Below are 18,134 nucleotides of genomic sequence, written 5' to 3'. Positions count from 1 at the left end.
AGGAATCCATATGGATATACAGCTAACCATTAACGACATATCGCTAAAAGTACCGGAAGGAATGTCTATCTTAGACGCTGCACGAACCATAAACATAGATATTCCAACCTTATGTTACTTGAAACTTAACGAAATGCATTACAACAACAACATTGCTTCCTGTCGAGTGTGTGTGGTTGAAATCGAAGGTCGACGTAATTTGGCTTCCTCCTGTTCAACCCCTGTATCAAGCGGCATGGTTGTTAGAACTGATTCCCTTCGTGCTATCCAGGCTAGACGTGCCATGGTTGAACTTCTCCTTTCTGACCACCCTAAATCATGTCTAACCTGTGCAAAGAACCAAGACTGTGATCTTCAATCCTTGGCCTCGGAATTAGGAGTACGCCATATCTCCTATGAAGGGGAAGAATCTGAGTTTGAAATTGATAAGTCGAGTTCTTCCATTGTTCGAGATCCTAACAAATGTATTCGTTGCCGCCGTTGCGAAACAATGTGCAACGAGGTGCAGACGGTGGGTGTTTATTCTGCGGTGGGACGCGGTTTTGAAACAGTTGTAAAAACAGCCTTTGATTTACCTCTTAGCCAAACCGCCTGTACCTTCTGCGGACAATGTATCGCGGTATGTCCAACCGGCGCATTAACAGAGTTAGATCAGGTCGACAAAGTATGGAAAGCGCTAAACGATCCCGATCAATTTGTTGTAGTACAAACAGCTCCCGCCGTACGTGTCGCACTTGGAGAAGGATTCGGCTTAGAACCTGGGACGATTGTGACAGGCAAAATGGTTGCTGCTCTTCGCAGACTTGGTTTTGACCGCGTCTTTGATACGGATTTTGCTGCTGACTTGACAATTATGGAGGAGGCAACAGAGCTTGTTCACCGTATAGAACATGGTGGACGTCTGCCCCTGCTCACAAGTTGTTGCCCTGCTTGGGTAAAATTCTTTGAGCATCAATTTCCGGATCTCCTGGACATTCCTTCCACTTGCAAATCTCCCCATGAAATGTTAGGGGTCTTGATTAAAAGCTACTATGCCAGAACCTTGGGGATTGACCCTAAAACAATTACTGTTGTATCCGTCATGCCTTGTGTCGCTAAGAAATACGAAGCGGCTCGCCCTGAACTCTCACAAGGGGCAGAAACTGCAGATGTGGATATCGTCATCACTACACGTGAACTTATTCGCATGATTCGGGAAGCCAGCATTCATTTTGATCACCTTAAAGAGCAAGAGTTTGATCATCCTTTAGGGGAATCAACCGGTGCTTCCGTGATTTTCGGAGCAACAGGCGGAGTACTTGAAGCTGCCCTGCGGACAGCTTATGAGGTACTTACTGGTGAAACTCTGGAGAAAGTGGAGTTTGAGGCTCTCCGAGGAATGGATGGACTTAAGGAAGCGGTCATCCCTATCTCTGGAAGGGATTATCGAGCCGCGGTTATTCACGGTTTAGGTAATGCTCGTACTGTCCTCGAGAAAATACGTGCAGGGGAAAGCAATTATGACGTGATTGAAATCATGGCTTGTCCCGGAGGATGTATCGGGGGAGGCGGACAACCTTATCATCATGGAAATCTGGAAATTCTTGCAGAAAGAGCTCAAGGTTTATACCGTGAAGATAGGGCTAAACCCCTGCGCAAATCCCACGAAAATCCGGCCATCATAGGTTTGTATAAGGATTATTTGGGTGAACCATACGGAGAAAGAGCGCATAAATTGCTGCATACCAGCTACGTGGCACGTAAGAAGATTTAGAGACCAGATGGAAACAATCATTTCCAGTGTCCAGTGTCTTTAGGTGAACTATTCAGAGTTATATTACTTGCTACCAGTGTATAACTTAATATAGAATTGACCTATCCGTTGTGTTGGAGGTTTCCGACAGAGTGGATCTATTGGACTATTACCTGATTGCAAGGACTATTCTGAGCAAAAGGAGAAGGGTTAAAACGTTAATTAGCCTTCTTACGTTTGTAGGAGGGCTTTTTTTATGCTAGCCGGAAAGTAAAACTAATCTCGAAGGTCTTTGTTCGAGTCGTTGCCAGCGTATAAATGCAATAAGGCTATCGCCGCGCCAGCGGCTAACGACAGTAGTTTTTTATTTGGAGGAATGAAAGATGGATAAGAGAATAGGGGTTATCGGCATAGTTATTGAAGAATTTGAAAGTGCCAATAAAGTTAATGATACTTTGCACGATTTGGCGAGCATTATTATCGGAAGAATGGGAATCCCTCGACCAGAAAAGGGCATATCTATTATCTCCTTGATCGTAGAGGGAACTTCGGACGAAATTAGTGCAATGACGGGGAAATTAGGAAAAATTCAAGGAGTTAATGTCAAATCTGCTTTAACGAAGAAATTGGAGGCGTAAATTCTATGTACAATTGTAAGTCGAAAAATGCAATGGAGTTTATTGATGATGGTGAAATTCTGGCCACTCTTTCCTATGCCCAGGAAAACAAAAGAAATCGTGAACTGATTGACAGCCTGATAGAACGTGCAAAGGAATGTAAGGGCTTAACCCATCGAGAGGCGGCCGTTCTACTAGAATGTGACTTAGAAGATGAAAAAGAAAAAATGTTCAAACTGGCAAGGGAGATTAAGCAGAAGCTTTATGGCAACCGTATTGTCATGTTCGCCCCACTATATCTTTCAAACCACTGCATAAACGGCTGCGTGTACTGTCCCTATCACAAGGCCAATAAAACCATATCTCGTAAAAAGCTTTCCCAGGAGGATATTGTGCGAGAGGTTATCGCCTTGCAGGATATGGGACACAAACGCTTGGCCTTAGAAACAGGAGAAGACCCTGTTAACAGTCCAATTGAGTATGTTCTCGAAAGTATGAAGACCATTTATAGCATTAAACATAAAAACGGAGCTATCCGCCGCGTTAATGTTAATATAGCTGCAACAACCGTGGAAAATTATTGCAAGCTCAAGGAAGCGGATATTGGTACTTACATACTTTTCCAGGAAACCTATCACAAAAAAAGCTATGAAGAGCTGCATCCCACAGGACCAAAGCACGACTACGCCTATCATACGGAAGCGATGGATCGTGCCATGGAGGGCGGTATTGATGATGTGGGAATCGGAGTTTTATTCGGCTTAAATATGTATCGTTATGACTTTGTCGGTTTGCTCATGCATGCTGAGCATTTAGAGGCAGCAATGGGTGTGGGGCCACATACCATCAGCGTTCCACGCATCCGCCCCGCCGATGATATAGACCCCAATAGTTTTTCGGATGCAATCTCGGATGATATTTTTGCCAAAATTGTGGCTGTTATTCGTATTGCTGCCCCTTATACGGGGATGATTATTTCCACCCGTGAATCGAAAACAACCCGCGAGCATGTGCTGGAATTGGGCATATCCCAGATAAGCGGAGGCTCAAGCACCAGTGTTGGCGGGTATGTTGAGCCGGAAGCACTGGATGATAACTCGGCTCAATTTGAAGTAAATGATACCCGCACCTTGGATGAGATTGTTAACTGGCTCTTGGGACTAGGCTATATTCCAAGCTTCTGCACAGCCTGTTATCGTGAAGGGCGTACAGGTGATCGTTTTATGAAACTTGTAAAGGCCGGGCAGATTGCAAACTGCTGTCAGCCGAATGCTTTGATGACACTTAAAGAATATCTAGAGGATTATGCTTTGCCGGATACCAAGAAAAAGGGTGAGGTGGTCATTAAAAACGAGATTCCCTTCATACCAAATGAAAAGGTTCGGGGAATTGCCCTAGAGCATTTGAAGGAAATTAAGGAAGGAAAGCGAGATTTCCGTTTCTAGTAACCTACTTTGTAATTATCCATTCGCCGGGCACAATTGGATATTACATTGGAGAAAACTATAAGCATAAATGTGTGGAGGAAATTCCTGGAGGTATAAAAGTGGACTGTAGAATAGAAAAAGACAATATCGGAGAAGGGGAGATCCCGGAAAATAGCTATTATGGAATTAACACAAAAAGAGCCCAAGAAAACTTCGCTTTAGGGTCGAAAAACGTCAATCTGAAGCTTATCTATGAAATCACCTTAATTAAAAAGGCGGCAGCCATGGTCAATAAAGAGTTAAAGCAACTGTCTGAGGATAAAGCAAATGCAATAATTCAAGCAAGTGAGGAAGTTATTAAAGGGAGATTTGATCAGGAATTTGTCGTAAGTGCTTTTCAAGGGGGAGCCGGAACGTCCACAAATATGAATGTTAATGAGGTTATTGCTAACAGGGCAATTGAGATATTAGGTGGAACAAAAGGCGACTACGATGTTGTACATCCTATAAATGATGTTAACATGTCACAATCAACCAATGATGTTTATCCGACAGCACTGAGAATCACAGCAATTCACATGCTCAGAAAACTAAGCAATTCCCTGGCGCAGCTTCAAGAAGCTCTGCAGGGGAAGGAAAACGACTTTAGTGATGTGATTAAACTTGGCAGGACAGAGCTTATGGATGCCTTGCCCATGATGCTCGGCCAAGAATTTGGGGCATATGCTAAGGCAATAGAAAGAGACCGTTGGAGAGTTTACAAGGTAGAAGAACGATTGAGACAGATTAATCTGGGTGGTACTGCCATCGGTACGGGAGTCAATGCCTCAAATAAGTATATTTTTATGATTACGGATACCATTCAGGAGTTAACAGGATTAGGTCTAGCCAGGTCTGACTATCCCATGGATATTACTCAAAATAATGATGTGTTTGTAGAAGTTTCAGGGCTTTTAAAAGCTTGTAGCACGAACCTTTTGAAAATATCTAACGATTTAAGATTATTATCTTCTGGCCCAAGGGGTGGGTTCGGTGAAATAGAACTCCCCCAGATGCAGGTTGGTTCGACTCTTATGCCAGGAAAGGTCAATCCGGTCATACCTGAGATGATCGGCCAATTGGCTATGAGAGTTATGGCCAATGACTATGCTATTACAATGGCTGCCTCGTCAGGACAGCTCGAACTCAATGCCTTTATGCCCCTAATCGCGGAAAGTTTGCTGGAATCACTAGAGCTTCTAGATAAGGGAATCATCATCTTTAGAGAAAAGTGTATTGAGGGAATTGTCCCTAATAAAGATAAATGTCAAGCAACTCTTGAAAAGTCGGCAGTATTGGCTACTGCTTTAGTTCATCATATTGGCTATGATCAAGCCGCCCAGATAGCCAGAAAAGCTCTACGAGAGGATAAGACAATCAGAGAGGTTTTGAAGGAAGACGATGTATTGTCGGATTGTAGGATTAATGAGATCTTGAATCCGTTTGAAGTAACCAAACCAGGAATACCAGGAAGTATTGGAATGCCCGAAGTATCGGAAATACTCAGGAGGGATTTACATGAGCTTAAATGAAACGCCCAGAGGGGTTAGAGTACATTTGGCGTTATTTGGGAAGAGAAATGCAGGGAAATCCAGCGTGATTAATGCCATTACAGGTCAGGAAACAGCTATAGTATCGAAAGTAAAAGGTACAACGACTGACCCGGTGTTTAAATCGATGGAGATATTGCCCATAGGACCGTGTGTGATCATAGATACAGCTGGAATAGACGATATCGGAGAATTAGGAGAGCTCAGGCTAAAGAAGACGCTAGAAGTACTCGATATTACAGATGTGGCACTGCTTATTGTAGATATCCAGGCGGGAATCAGTGATAATGATCGGTTTATTATAGATACTTTTAAGAAAAAGAAGAAACCGCTGATCGTGGTTTTAAATAAGGCGGATACTCTTGAAAACGAAAATAAAAATGAAGATCAAGAAAGAATCGCGAGTCGTTTTCGAGAAGAACTAAGCACTTCGGTCGTTGCTGTCTCAGCTCTTAAGAAACTTGGAATAAAAGAATTAAAAAATGCCATCATCTCGGTTATTCCTGAGGATGAGGATAAGTTTAAAATTGTGGGGGATTTGATTAACCCGGGTGATTTTGTGGTGCTTGTTACTCCCATTGATAAAGCAGCTCCTAAAGGAAGGCTAATTCTTCCTCAACAACAGACGATTAGAGACATACTGGAAAGTGATGCTATGGCGATTGTAACTAAGGAATATGAATTAAGAGAAACCTTGAATTATTTGGCAAAGAAACCGAAGCTGGTGATCACTGATTCCCAAGTTTTTTTAAAGGTTTCTGCCGATACTCCTAAGGATATTCTAATGACATCCTTTTCAATCCTCTTTGCCCGACAAAAGGGAGATTTAACAGAATTTATCAAAGGTGCCAAGGCTATTGAAACGCTTAAGGATGGAGACAAGGTTTTAATAGCAGAAGGGTGTACACATCATAGGCAATCAGACGATATTGGCAGCGTGAAGATACCTCGATGGATACGTCAGAGAACAGGTAGGCAGATAGAGTTTGAATACTCTTCAGGAGCTACATTTACGGAAGATGTCAAGAAATATGCCCTTATCGTCCATTGCGGAGCTTGTATGATGAATAGAACTGGAATGCTCAGCAGAGTTAAACAGGCAAAAAGTCTCAATGTGCCCATAGTGAACTTCGGCATTCTCATCGCCTATGTTCAGGGATTACTTCCAAGAGCGCTTGAACCTTTCCCACTGGCAAAGATGACTTTAGAAGGAGAACTATGATATACAACAATGATCAACTGGGTGAGGGGCGATTTTGTGAGTGATATTCATTATTTATTAGAAAAAGTCTATCAAACGAACGACCTCTCGAAAGAGGAAATCACGTATCTCTTAGAAAACCTAACTCAGGCGGATAGAGAGGTCCTCTATAATTATGCTCTTAAGACGAAACAGAAATATTATGGAAATAAAGTTTACTTAAGAGGACTTATCGAGTTTTCGAATATCTGTAAGCAGGATTGCTTGTACTGTGGAATTCGGGCTTCCAATGTGAAGGTGAAACGTTATCGGTTAACCCCGGAAGAAATCCTAGCTTGCTGTGATCAAGCGTATGAATTAGGTTATCAGACATTTGTCTTGCAAAGTGGTGAAGACCTCTGGTATACGGATGAGGTTCTTGTTGATTTGATTCGGAAAATCAAAAAACGTTATCCAGAGGCAGCCATTACGCTATCGATTGGTGAACGAAGAGTTGAAACCTATCAAAACCTCTTTACCTGCGGTGCCGATCGCTTTCTAATGCGCCATGAAACGGCTTCAAAAAAACTGTATGAAACATTACATCCGACGATGCGCTTTGAGGAGCGTCGGGCCTGTTTGAACGCATTGAAGGGGATTGGCTACCAAGTGGGAGCCGGGTTTATGGTGGGGCTTCCTGGACAAACCTTTGCTGATTTGGCAGAGGACTTGCGATATTTAATCGAACTCCGTCCAGACATGATCGGAATCGGACCGTTTATTCCTCACAGTGAGACGCCTTTAGCTAAAGAGAAGGGCGGAACACTAGAAGATACATTAGTGATGGTGGCCCTGGCGCGGCTACTTGTTCCGGAAAGTCTTATTCCGGCCACGACGGCACTTGGGACTCTGCATCCACAAGGCAGGGAGCTTGCCTTGAAAGCGGGCGCTAATGTCGTTATGCCGATTATTACTCCAACCTCAGTTAGAAAACAATACGCTCTTTACGAAAATAAGATTTGTGGGGATGATCATCCGGAAGATTGCCGATATTGCATTGAGCGCAGAATTCAGTCGGCGGGCTTTGAAATGGATCTGGGTAGAGGGGATAGTCGGCAGTTTGTAGCTTGCAAAAGTTAGTTTTGTAGAAATCAACAAAAAAAGATCGTTAGATTTGTAATTTATTACAAATCTAACGATCTTTTTGTTTTATACCAGTCAGTAAGCTGTCTTTTTAACGGCAACAGCATAAGTGAAATGTTAAAGGTTAGGAAGGAAGATGTCCTGTGGCGTCTTCTGGCTTCGGGGAGGCGTCACATCCATCCGAAAAAGTGTACATTATTAAATGGAGTAGTAATATCCTATTTCGGGAATAAAAAACCCGATACCTTAGTGGCTCTTGGCGGTTTATAGAAAACAGAGGGGCGCGTCAAGCGAAGGCTCGGAGCCGGGGCAGTAAGCCTTAATAGCTTGTTATCTGGAATGTCCTTTAGTTCTTTGAGCCTAAGCGCACCAGTTAGGCAGGCTTGAACACAAAAAGGAGGCATTCCACGATCTAAACGTTCATAGCAGAGCTGGCATTTACTCGCCTTGTTCGTCTGCGGATTAATTAGGGGGGCTCCAAATGGGCATGAGGCTACACAGGACTTACAGCCTGTACACTTTTCGGAAAGATGTAAAACTATACCATCGCGGCGTTTCGCATAGGCCCCAGACGGACAAACCCGTAAGCATTCAGGATTGCCACAATGATTGCAGGCTGTGGATAAATAAAACATCTCAATATGATCCTTTGAAAATTTCTCTATCTTACGAATCTTGCGCCTTACAAGTGAGGGTGCCAATTGATTTCGATTTTGGCAAGCTTTGGCACAGGCTCCGCAACCAAGGCAGCGATTAACGTCAAGGACGAAACCTAATTGTTTGACCATATACCCTCCATTTTAACTATAGTTTTCGCAGATTTACAAAGGTTTCATTTAACGCAAACCCTGGGGCACCAAGAATGAGTTGCCCCATATCAGTTAAAGGTGTTCCTATTAAGCAATTAAGCGGTGAATTGGCTTCGACTTGTTCCTGGAAAATAATGACGGTGTCAGCAGAAATGCCTAATAAAGGTTGTATGACCACTTCTAATAGGCCTGATTTATTCCAAATTTGAGCCCGGTCCCCGACTGCTAAGTTATGACGCTGGGCAAGTTCTGGTGCAAGATGCAAGACATAATCAGAATTATCTGCCCCTGAGGCATAAACCTGAGAATTTATAGTAGAGTAGTGATGCGGAGTCAGAAGGCGTAATGGTGCATCAATCGAAGGATTAAGAGGGGGAACAAAGATTGGAAGGGGAGAAAGACGGGCGTTAGATGCTTGGGACGAGAAGAATTCATAACGTCCGGAAGGAGTTGCAAAGATCCGATTTTCCCAAGCGGTACTAGGAAAGTTGGCGCGCACCGGAGCCTTAAGAATTTCTTCTGGTTTTTTTAAACCCAGAATATCTAACATTTGGGGGCCGAGTTCACGTAAAAGGGTTTCTTTTTCATCACCGGATGTAGGAAATATGCAACTTCCGGGTTCAAGTTCATTTAATTTGGATGAAACATCCCAGGCGATCTGTATGTCTGAGCGAGACTCACCGATGGGAAGAATCGCAGGTTCGTTGACCCCCACCCAATAATGCCAATAACCGGCGTTTAAATCCCAATGTTCATAATGCGTCGTGATTGGAAGAAAAAGATCGGCCGCTTCAGAGGATTTGGAATGAAAGAGGTCGTTCACGACTATCAAATCCAGTTGATTGATCAGTTTTTTCCATTGTTGCAGATTACCATCCTGAGATAGTGGGTTTCTTCCAGAAATCCAAAGTATTTTAACGGGGGGATCGGTACAGCTGAGAGCTTCCTCCGAAAAACGATTAATATTTAGGAGTCGATCCGTCTGTTTTTGATTCTGAGTTAGGCTATCGATTGAGGGATGATCTGTGTTGGAGGAAATATTGAATGGGTGGGCTGGATTTTGTATTGCTCCGGAAAAACGCCAGGTTTGGAATTGAGCGTATTGAACACCACCGCCTTGTTCACCAAGGTGTCCGGCAAGTGCACCTAAGGCATCAATAGCGCGCAGGGTTTGTCCTCCGTTGGTATATCTCTGTAAGCCAAAGCCTGCCCAGATGCAGGCAGGGTGAGTCTTACCATATTCGAGTGCAAGCTCCCGAATAGTTGATATAGAAACTCCGGTGATTTCTGAACAGTTATCAAGGGAGATCTCATTTTCAAGATAGTGGAAGAATTCTTCGTGTCCCAACGTATAGCTGCTAAGGTTGGAATCGATAAGGTTTTCTTCAAGAAGAACCTTGGCAAACCCTAAAGCTAGAAGTCCATCGGTTCCCGGGCGAACCTGCACATACCGATGGGCCCGGGCAGCTGTAGCACTGAAATGGGTATCGAAACAAACTACCTTTGCTCCGCCATCGATGGCGTCAAAAATAATCGGCATCTGGTGTACTGCTGTCCAAGCGGGGTTCACTCCCCAGAGCCATATTAGATTGGCTTTAGCCATATCCAGAGGATCTGAACAGAAGAAGGTCCCAAAGTCATAGGTTTGAGCTTCCACCCCTGCTGACCAACACGGAGACCCGACCGTTCTCGTGGTTGCTCCGATGCCCGTGAAGAGGCCTTCCATGGCATTGTGTAAGACACCGAAATTTCCAGAGTACTTATTCAGCGCGAGGGGTAAGGAGCTTCCATACGTTTCTTTAAGGGAGAGAATTTTCTCAGCAATAAGGGTTAATGCCTCGTCCCAAGAAATCCGCTCCCAAAAACCACTATAACGACCTCGCTGGCGCATTGGATAACGGATGCGCTGAGGACTGTATACCTTTTTCACATCATCAAGGGCTTTCGGACAGAGTTTGCCCGAGGTGTATTCGTGATGAGGGTTGCCTTCTACAGAAATCAGGACACCTTTGTGGGTAGTGCTAATAATACTACAGGTATCGTAGCAGTTACGAGGGCAAATACTTTGATGAAATTTCATAGTTTACCCCCTTATCTGTGCATGGCTTTGGAGAATCATTCGTTAGAGTTTACCGAAAAACCTTTAAGTATGTGTGAAGGAGTATAAATTTGCGCATCATGTAAAAGAGAAAAGTTATACTTTCTGATTAGTAAAAAAGCCCTAACGTTTGCGATTCGTCTTGCAAACGTTTAGGGCTTTCAATACGAAGAAGCTCTCTTTAGAACAAGGCAGTGATCTGAATGCCTGTTGCACTAAGGTAGAAAAGTGCTCGACCTAAGACTTCCCCTAAAACTGAAAATAGAGTAAGGGTTAAAATAAGATTGGTTTTGGCGACTTGAGAATTTTTAAGCATGCTAACCAGAAGAAGGAGTGGAGCAAACCAACCCAAAAGAGCACGGGCCCAAAATAGAGGGCTGCTCAAAAGAAAGTTTAAGGAGGTGGCTCCTTCCATGCTCGCGCTCAGCATAGAGGCATAAATGACATAGAAGAGCAGGCTGGCGATCGTACACCCGAGTGAGCATTGAAGAAGAAGCTTCTTTTGGGTGGGGTGAAGCAATTTCCTTCCTAATACTAAAGTTACTAGTGCGCCTAGCAATCCTGTGGTGAGTAAAAAGAAGAGAACGGGACCAACGTTATTCCAAGCAGGAACTCGGGGGAGAACATAAATCATGGCGCTACTGGCAATACCTAATAGACCCAGCACAGAAGTGATACCTAATCCGAGGGAACGGTTACCTGATTGTTGTCCCTCAGCCGCAATTTCAGCAGTCGTGATGGTTGCAGCATCTGCTCCAATGGGGTGGCTGCTTGTTTGTCGTCTCGACAGCCAAAAAAGGTTAATCCACGCTAAAAACGTGAGGAGGAACAAGAGGATTTCACGGCTTAACCAAGAGGAACCAAGGTGGGCTAAGGCGCGGTAGGCTACTTCCGGATGCCCCAGGTGAAAAAGTGAAGCCAAAAGGGCAAGTATCAAGAGGCCCCCAGAAACATAGACACCCTGTTTGAACAATTGGGTATCCAGATGATCACGATCACGGTCGAGCCACCAGAGCATAACGATTATCCCAATCGCGATTTGTCCAAGAACGGTAAAAAGAATTAAGGGCCATTCCCAGTCTCCCATATGCTAATCCCTCCTAATTTGTTTGCCTTGTTTCGGTCCGATGAAACGAATCGACGGCGTTGTAAGTTTCGGGCTGGGTAGCCCAGGCAAGGTCTTGAGTACACCGGTTTTCTGGTCGAGGATATCATTGATTTCCACTAGTTCCAGGGCACCCGGAATGCAGGCTGCGACACAAGCCGGCTGTTCTCCGTTATCAATTCGCTGGTAACATAAATTGCATTTCTCGACCTTCTTTTTGGCAGAATTAATTTGGGGACGATCATAGGGACAGGCCATGGTACATAAGCGACAGCCAATACAGCGATTTGGATCATGCACCACAATACCATCGTCGCGTTTAGTGTAGGCCTCTACCGGGCAGACCCTGAGACATTCTGGATGAGCACAGTGGTTACAGGCCATGGAGAAAAACATTCGGGTTGGAAGAGAAAAATCTTCTTCATGGAGTTGGAAAACCTTGCGCCACTGGGGGGCGGCGTCAATTTGATATTCGTTTTTGCAGGCCATTTCACACCCCCGACAGCCCACACATTTCTCTGAGTTGTGTAAAAAGCCAAGCTGTTTACTCAAAGGGATTCCTCCTTATGCTTTTTCTATCATTACGAAATTATCATGAAAGGCTAACCCGTCGTTGCCGGTCGCTTGTTTGCCCATATCGCTAGGGATAGCTTTTAAGGTGTAATTCACATTGAAGTTAGAGTTTTTATACCAAGACTCATAGGAGACGATGACATTGAGGGAGGTTGTGCGGGTTAGGTGGGCTTTGACAGTGATTGATCCTAGGTCATTGTAGACTTTAACCATATTTCCTTCAGTAATACCGTATTTGGCGGCGAGAACAGGGTGAATTTCCACCTTGGGCTCAGGGTTTGCGGTCATCATCCAATCTAAGTTTTGAAACTGGGAGTGTAAAGCATGCTGCGGATGGGGTGTCATAAAGCGGAGCGGATATTTCTCAGGGGTCTTCATTTCGTCTACCCAGATTGGCAACGCAGGCAGTCCGTTCTTCTCGGCGAGTTCACAGTGAATTTCAATCTTCTTAGAAGGGGTGCGGAATTTTCCATCGGACCAGGAAGCGGCAGGCATATTTGCCTTGCGAGGTCCATCCATGAGTTCTTTATAATCTTCAATGCCAAGCATTTGGTGAATCCCGGGGTTGAATTCTTTGGCTAACCATTCCTCCGGTGTTCCTGAAGTCGGGAAGGTACAGGAACCAGGTTCCAGGGCATTCAGTTTTTTAGAGAGTTCTATGGCAATTTCAACATCACTTTTTGACTCGTACAAGGGGTCAATAGCACGTTCGTTAATGCCGATCCAGTAGTGCCAATAGCTGGCCATGACATCCCAGTCCTCAAAATGGGTAGTTGCTGGCAAGACAATATCGGACATCTCGACGGTTTTGTTAAAAAACGAGTCTACAGTAACAACAAATTCCATGGAGGCGAACATTTTCTCAATGGCATTAGTGTCGGGATCTTGGGCACCGGGATTTCGGCACGCCAGCCAGAGCATTTTTACTGGAGGGTCGCTTTGAGCGGAGACATCGTGAGCAAAGTTGTTCATGTTGATGGCACGATCCCCCTCTTTGCCATCCGGTCCAATAAATCCTTTAGACCCTTTAGGAGCAGCGTTGACCATGGCATTATAGTTGAAGCCCCAGGTTTCTAAGTGACCGTAGTTAACTCCCCCCCCAGATTTTCCGACATTGCCGGTCATGACCCCTAGGGCATCGATGATCCGCACGTTCTGACCGCCGTTAGTGTGACGCTGCATGCCGTAACCAACCCACATACTGGCTGGTTTTGCCGTGGCGTACTCTCGGGCGATTTCCATGATGATATCTTTGGGTACGCCTGTTTTTTCAGATGCCCAGTCCAAGGTGACCTCTTTTTTGATATAGTCCACCCATTCATCAAACCCAATACTGTTAGCGCGGGCATACTCCCAATCGACCCAATTATTATCAATAATATAACGCGCCATGCCTAAAGCGAGAGCGCCATCCGTGCTGGGATTAACTTGGATATAGAGATCAGCTTTTGAAGCGGTTGACGTTAAGATTGGATCTATCACCACGAGTTTAGCCCCGCGTTCCCGGGCTTTGTTGATGAAGGGGAAGCTGTGAATCGCTGTCCAGGCGGCATTTTGTCCCCAGAGAATAAGATACTTGGCATTAACCATGTCTTCGGGGTCGTTGCTGTAAAGTGTACCAAAATCATAGGTTTGGGCATCAATTCCAGCGGGCCAGCAGGGTGTGCCTACAGCACGGGTTGTATAGCCGATGCTAGACATAGTACCCTCAATGCCATAATGAACAATACCAAAATTACCGGAGTACTTGTCTAAGCAGATTGGAAGTGTTGATCCGTAGCGTTGCTTCAAATCCAGAATTTTCTTGGCAATTGTATCCATTGCTTCATCCCAACTAATGCGGGTCCAGTTTCCGGAACCACGAGGAGTTTGCTTCATGGGATATTTGATGCGATCCGGGCTATAGACTCGGCGTGGATAAGCGTACCCTTTTAGGCAAAGCTTTCCGTTGGTATAACCGTGTTTAGGGTCTCCTTCAACTTTTTTGAGGATTCCGTCTTGGACATAGGTAATCATCCCACAGGTGTCGTAACAGTTACGAGGACAGACATTGCGGAAGGTTTTTATTGCCTCTGAGGGCTGATCGGCTGCAGAGGCAGAGGCAGAGGGAGAACCTGTTAACAAATTAAAGTTGAAAAGAGTTATGCTAGAGGCAGCAGCTACTGCTCCCCCGAGAAATTTGCGGCGCGAAAGTTTCATAATTGGCCTCCTTCGTGTTTAATGGGGTATGAAGAGTTGAGAGCGTAGAGAGAACGTTACTTAAGGAAGAGAAGACAGGATGTTTAGCTGACTGAGAAATGGTGTGAGCAAATGTTCCTAACCAGAGGCCTAGGTGTTGATTCCAAAACTCACGGTATAGTGTCTTATAGAGTTGGATTTTAGCGTTGTTTTTGGCAGCTTCTGCCTCAATAATTCGATTTAAGAGGTAAGCGGCAAATTCCAGCTCAATGGAGATAAAATCATCCGGTTCATGCCTTTGCCCTACAGCTTGCAAGTTTTCTCGCCTGTAGATTTCGCGGACAGCTAAGGTTTGTTCTCTCATCACTAAATGGTCGGGGGACAGATACACAGATTCATAGGGGGGGGCAACGGGAGCGGCTGGGCCGACGAAGAGGCGGTTATACTCGTAGCACATAACGAGATATTCGTCGTCATCCGCTTCAGAGTATTGAGCCAAAACTTGGTTGGTTAGATGCAGCTTCTCGACCTTATGGTGGTCAGCGATAGCAGAGCAGGATTTAAGGAGTGGAATTAAGGTTTGAGGTAGTTTCTCTCCTCCTTTTGCGAAGAGTTGACTCAATGTGAGTAGAAGTTGGCTGTGAACTTCCAAAACATGGGGAGGGCAATCCTCATAAAATGTCATTAATTGTAGTCCTCCTTTCTTTAGCCAAGATTTCTTGTACCTATATTCACTTGATATGCTTATAATTCGGCTTTCACGCTTTTCTTCCTTTAGAGTAGAAAACGAAATAAGAGGGCCTTCGTTGTGAAAAAAAACAAAAGCCCTTCTCCGCTAAGGGAGAAGGGAAATAAATGTGTTGCTAGTCTGGCCATAATGATTTTAACCTGCCGATCTTAAGTGCGAGAAAAAGATTAACTTGGTTCTCCAGAGAAGAAAGATCAAGGTCTAGGATTTCCGAGGCCTTTTTAAGTCGATAGCGGAGAGTGTTGGGATGCAGATAAAGTTTCTCGCCGGCGAGGTTTAAGTCTGTGTTGCATGAGTAATAGGCTAATAATGTTTCTTCAAGATTAAGATTGCTTTCTTTGTCAAACTTAAGTAGGGGGCCTAGAACTTCAGAACGGTAGTCTTCCAGTTCCTGGCGATCTAAGCGGTGTAATAAACGCATAATTCCCAAGCCGTGAAAAGAGATTAAGCGATCCGTATTTTCGAAAAGCTTCCCTAATTCGAGTGCCGTTCTTGCTTCTTGAAAGCTCCGGTGTAGATAGCGAGCAGAGTTATATAGATTTCCAAGACCAAATTGGAAGGGCTGCTTTCCAGGGATTGATTTAACCTTTTTTAGGATAGGCTCAAGAAGCTCGAGCACCTTGCCCTGCCATTCTGACTGTGGAAGCATCTCTTGGAGTGGAAAGAGTAAAACAACCTGGCCATTACGTTCTAGGCAAATTGTTTTTGGTTGGCGTTTTTGCAATAGGGTGGTCATTTCTGTCACTAATTCTTCGAAACGTTCATGGTCGGCTGAATCGGGATCATAATTAGGAATTTCGCCGACCACGACAAAGTGAGGTTTGGCAAAATTCCATCCCCACAATTTACCTCGTGAAACGATAACCTCAAGAGAATCAAAATTATTGTAAAGTAAGTCAAAGAGAAAATCCCTGTGGTGTTGGCGTTCACTTTCCTGGATGCTCTGGGTTTTTACAAGTTCAAGCAAGATTAGAGTAGCAGTTTTACGAAGGAAGAATTGTTCAATACTTCCTAGATCTTCGATACTTGCCGCAAGTCCCAAGAAGCCCAAGACTCCTTTTGACCCTGAAAGGGGACACCAGGTTAGGGGCATAGTTTGGTAACCCTTCTCAGTCCAATGTCCAGTATTGAGTGGAGCGGATAGCGAGGAGATGCTCGGTAAGGACCTTTTGATCTCTGGAGGTTTGAAAGAGATGGGGGCAAGCGGAAGCGATTTTCCCCCGGCCCAGCCAAGAACTTCAAGTTGCTTATTCAAGAGGAAAATATCACACCCAAAAACATCCAGTAAGCTGTTCAAGAATGAAAACCCATCTCCGTTTGTCAAGTGTTTGGCGATCATCTGAGAATAGTGTTCACTCGCTGTAAGGATCCGACCTAGTTCACGCTCTAACCAATCTGTGGTTTTTGCACAAAATGATGACCAGAGAGCAGGTGCTTTTTGGTCAAAAAGTAAGGTAATATTTTCGTTAGTGTTACTAATGACCAGAGTTAAAGAGATAATTTGGTTATCGGAAGGCTCTAGAACGATGGTTTCACCGGCAAAAGGCAAGGAGAGAGCTGAGATTCCTGTGAAGTTAAGCGTCTGAATGGATAGCAGGGAAACACTTTGGAATAAGGCTTTATTGTCGCCAATAAATTCTAAGGATAAAGCGTCTAGAAGGCGGCCGACGGTAATTGCTTGGGGTAAATTCAGATTAACTATTGGTCCCACCTCGCCTTATGTATGGGTTTTAGTATAAGTTTTTTCTTGCCAAGGCAAGAATTTAGATTCTAACTTGCAAAAAAACAGTAGGTAGATTAGCATATAATAACCACGGTTTCTTCGCTACTAAGATACCATTTCTTGCAAGCTGGATATCACTTGAGCAAGGATTGACTTTCCTTCAGAATTACGTCATGAGCCCCGCTCTCAATGATACTGGTGGACGACACAAATGTGATTCTAGCAACTTACACGAAGCCTTTTATTTTGATCCAGAAGTTCGTCAGGATTTTCCTTATGATCGTCGTAGTCTTTTCGAAATACTAAATATACAATGTTTTGGTTTGCATTTATTATCGGAAGACAGTTAAGTTTATGATCCCATATCATATTATTTGCTTCGCTAAGACTAAGACCTTCCTTACCATAAATAAGAGAAGCAAAAGGAGTCATGAATTCTTGGATTTTTCTATCCAACGGACTTCTACTCAGTCGATAATCTCTACTTGTCACAATCCCAAGCAGCTTGCCGGTAGAAGAACCATCCTCAGTGACGGATATTGTAGAATGTCCAGTTCTAGCCTTCAAATCCAATACATCCTTAAGGGTTTGGTCAGGCTTCAGGTTTGAATCACTAACCACAAACCCGGCCTTATAATTCTTGACCTTTATCACCATTTCGGCTTGTTGCTCGATTGGCTGCGATGCGTAGATAAACGAGATTCCGCCGCTCCTTGCCAGAGCTATGGCCATGTTTGAATCCGAGACCGACTGCATTATGGCCGAGGCAACCGGAATAGTTATTTCAAAAGGGCATTTTTCTCCCTTAGTATACCTTACAATCGGTGATTTTAATGAAACATTAGCTGGAATAGATGTTTTTCTTGTTAGATTAGGTACCAATAGATACTCACTAAAAGTTCTGGACGGTTCACGGTAAAAATGGGCCATAGGATATCATATCCTCCTCACTTAAATGGATCTGCTTTTTATCGCGGTCGGTAATCGATCTTTTGGTGGCTTATTTGACATTGGTTGGATTTAATAAGTAAAGTAATTTTCGAAAAAATACTAAAGTTTTGTGTTAAGTAAAGAAAGATTACCTAAGTTAAATGTATGTCACGATTTGTTTCAACACAAACGTGATATATTTTTGTGGGAATGCTTTTAGGATTAAGAGAGGCAGTATTTTATGCGTTCAAATTACATTATACGGCGAAACTTTACGGGAGT

13 protein-coding genes and 1 pseudogene are annotated in these 18,134 nt (G+C 44.1%); 6 read left to right on the top strand and 8 right to left on the bottom strand.

Going from position 1 to position 18,134, the window contains the following annotated elements:
• Positions 1 to 10 precede the first annotated feature (10 nt).
• The 6 genes from LJE72_RS15810 to hydE all read left to right on the top strand — a co-directional run bounded on the left by LJE72_RS15810 (position 11) and on the right by hydE (position 7,685).
• Positions 11 to 1,753 (top strand): NADH-dependent [FeFe] hydrogenase, group A6, encoded by a 1,743-nt coding sequence (locus LJE72_RS15810; protein ID WP_229248738.1) that lies wholly within the window; start codon positions 11 to 13, stop codon positions 1,751 to 1,753.
• 362 nt (positions 1,754 to 2,115) lie between these two features.
• Entirely contained in the window at positions 2,116 to 2,370 is a 255-nt protein-coding gene (locus tag LJE72_RS15805; RefSeq protein WP_073029782.1) for a TM1266 family iron-only hydrogenase system putative regulator, read from the top strand.
• Positions 2,371 to 2,375: 5 nt separating this feature from the next.
• Positions 2,376 to 3,794 (top strand): [FeFe] hydrogenase H-cluster radical SAM maturase HydG, encoded by a 1,419-nt coding sequence (hydG, locus tag LJE72_RS15800; protein ID WP_229248736.1) that lies wholly within the window; start codon positions 2,376 to 2,378, stop codon positions 3,792 to 3,794.
• A 101-nt stretch (positions 3,795 to 3,895) separates the two neighbouring features.
• On the top strand, positions 3,896 to 5,347 hold the full coding sequence (locus LJE72_RS15795) for an aspartate ammonia-lyase (RefSeq protein WP_229248734.1): 1,452 nt from the start codon (positions 3,896 to 3,898) through the stop codon (positions 5,345 to 5,347).
• Positions 5,334 to 6,587, top strand: coding sequence for a [FeFe] hydrogenase H-cluster maturation GTPase HydF (hydF, locus tag LJE72_RS15790; protein WP_229248732.1), 1,254 nt, complete (start codon positions 5,334 to 5,336; stop codon positions 6,585 to 6,587). Before LJE72_RS15795 ends, hydF begins: the two co-directional genes overlap by 14 nt.
• Before the next feature lie 45 nt (positions 6,588 to 6,632).
• Entirely contained in the window at positions 6,633 to 7,685 is a 1,053-nt protein-coding gene (hydE, locus tag LJE72_RS15785) for a [FeFe] hydrogenase H-cluster radical SAM maturase HydE (protein ID WP_229248758.1), read from the top strand.
• 221 nt (positions 7,686 to 7,906) lie between these two features.
• Here the strand turns inward: hydE and LJE72_RS15780 are convergent, their stop codons facing one another.
• The 8 genes and pseudogenes from LJE72_RS15780 to LJE72_RS15745 all read right to left on the bottom strand — a co-directional run.
• On the bottom strand, positions 7,907 to 8,476 hold the full coding sequence (locus LJE72_RS15780) for a 4Fe-4S dicluster domain-containing protein (protein ID WP_229248731.1): 570 nt from the start codon (positions 8,474 to 8,476) through the stop codon (positions 7,907 to 7,909).
• 16 nt (positions 8,477 to 8,492) lie between these two features.
• Positions 8,493 to 10,577, bottom strand: coding sequence for a molybdopterin-dependent oxidoreductase (locus LJE72_RS15775; RefSeq protein WP_229248730.1), 2,085 nt, complete (start codon positions 10,575 to 10,577; stop codon positions 8,493 to 8,495).
• 199 nt (positions 10,578 to 10,776) lie between these two features.
• Entirely contained in the window at positions 10,777 to 11,682 is a 906-nt protein-coding gene (locus tag LJE72_RS15770; RefSeq protein ID WP_229248729.1) for a dimethyl sulfoxide reductase anchor subunit family protein, read from the bottom strand.
• 3 nt (positions 11,683 to 11,685) lie between these two features.
• Entirely contained in the window at positions 11,686 to 12,252 is a 567-nt protein-coding gene (locus tag LJE72_RS15765) for a 4Fe-4S dicluster domain-containing protein (protein WP_229248728.1), read from the bottom strand.
• Between the two features lie 12 nt (positions 12,253 to 12,264).
• Positions 12,265 to 14,472 carry a molybdopterin-dependent oxidoreductase gene (locus LJE72_RS15760; protein WP_229248727.1) on the bottom strand — a complete coding sequence of 736 codons (2,208 nt, stop codon included), beginning with the start codon at positions 14,470 to 14,472 and terminating at the stop codon, positions 12,265 to 12,267.
• Positions 14,420 to 15,136: a TorD/DmsD family molecular chaperone gene (locus LJE72_RS15755; RefSeq protein ID WP_229248725.1), complete on the bottom strand. Its 717-nt coding sequence runs from the start codon at positions 15,134 to 15,136 to the stop codon at positions 14,420 to 14,422. Before LJE72_RS15755 ends, LJE72_RS15760 begins: the two co-directional genes overlap by 53 nt.
• A 178-nt stretch (positions 15,137 to 15,314) precedes the next feature.
• The gene (locus tag LJE72_RS15750) at positions 15,315 to 16,910 is read right to left on the bottom strand and encodes a PucR family transcriptional regulator (protein ID WP_229248723.1); all 1,596 of its coding nucleotides are present in this window, start codon (positions 16,908 to 16,910) and stop codon (positions 15,315 to 15,317) included.
• Positions 16,911 to 17,150: 240 nt separating this feature from the next.
• Positions 17,151 to 17,852, bottom strand: a pseudogene (locus LJE72_RS15745) (IMP dehydrogenase); the annotation flags it as partial.
• Positions 17,853 to 18,134: the final 282 nt, after the last annotated feature.

Origin of the sequence: Desulfosporosinus shakirovi (assembly GCF_020595055.1) — a bacterium.
Taxonomy (GTDB): Bacteria; Bacillota; Desulfitobacteriia; order Desulfitobacteriales; family Desulfitobacteriaceae; genus Desulfosporosinus; species Desulfosporosinus shakirovi.
The sequence above is the reverse complement of the archived record's forward strand: the minus strand, read 5'-3'. Positions and strand labels throughout refer to the sequence as shown.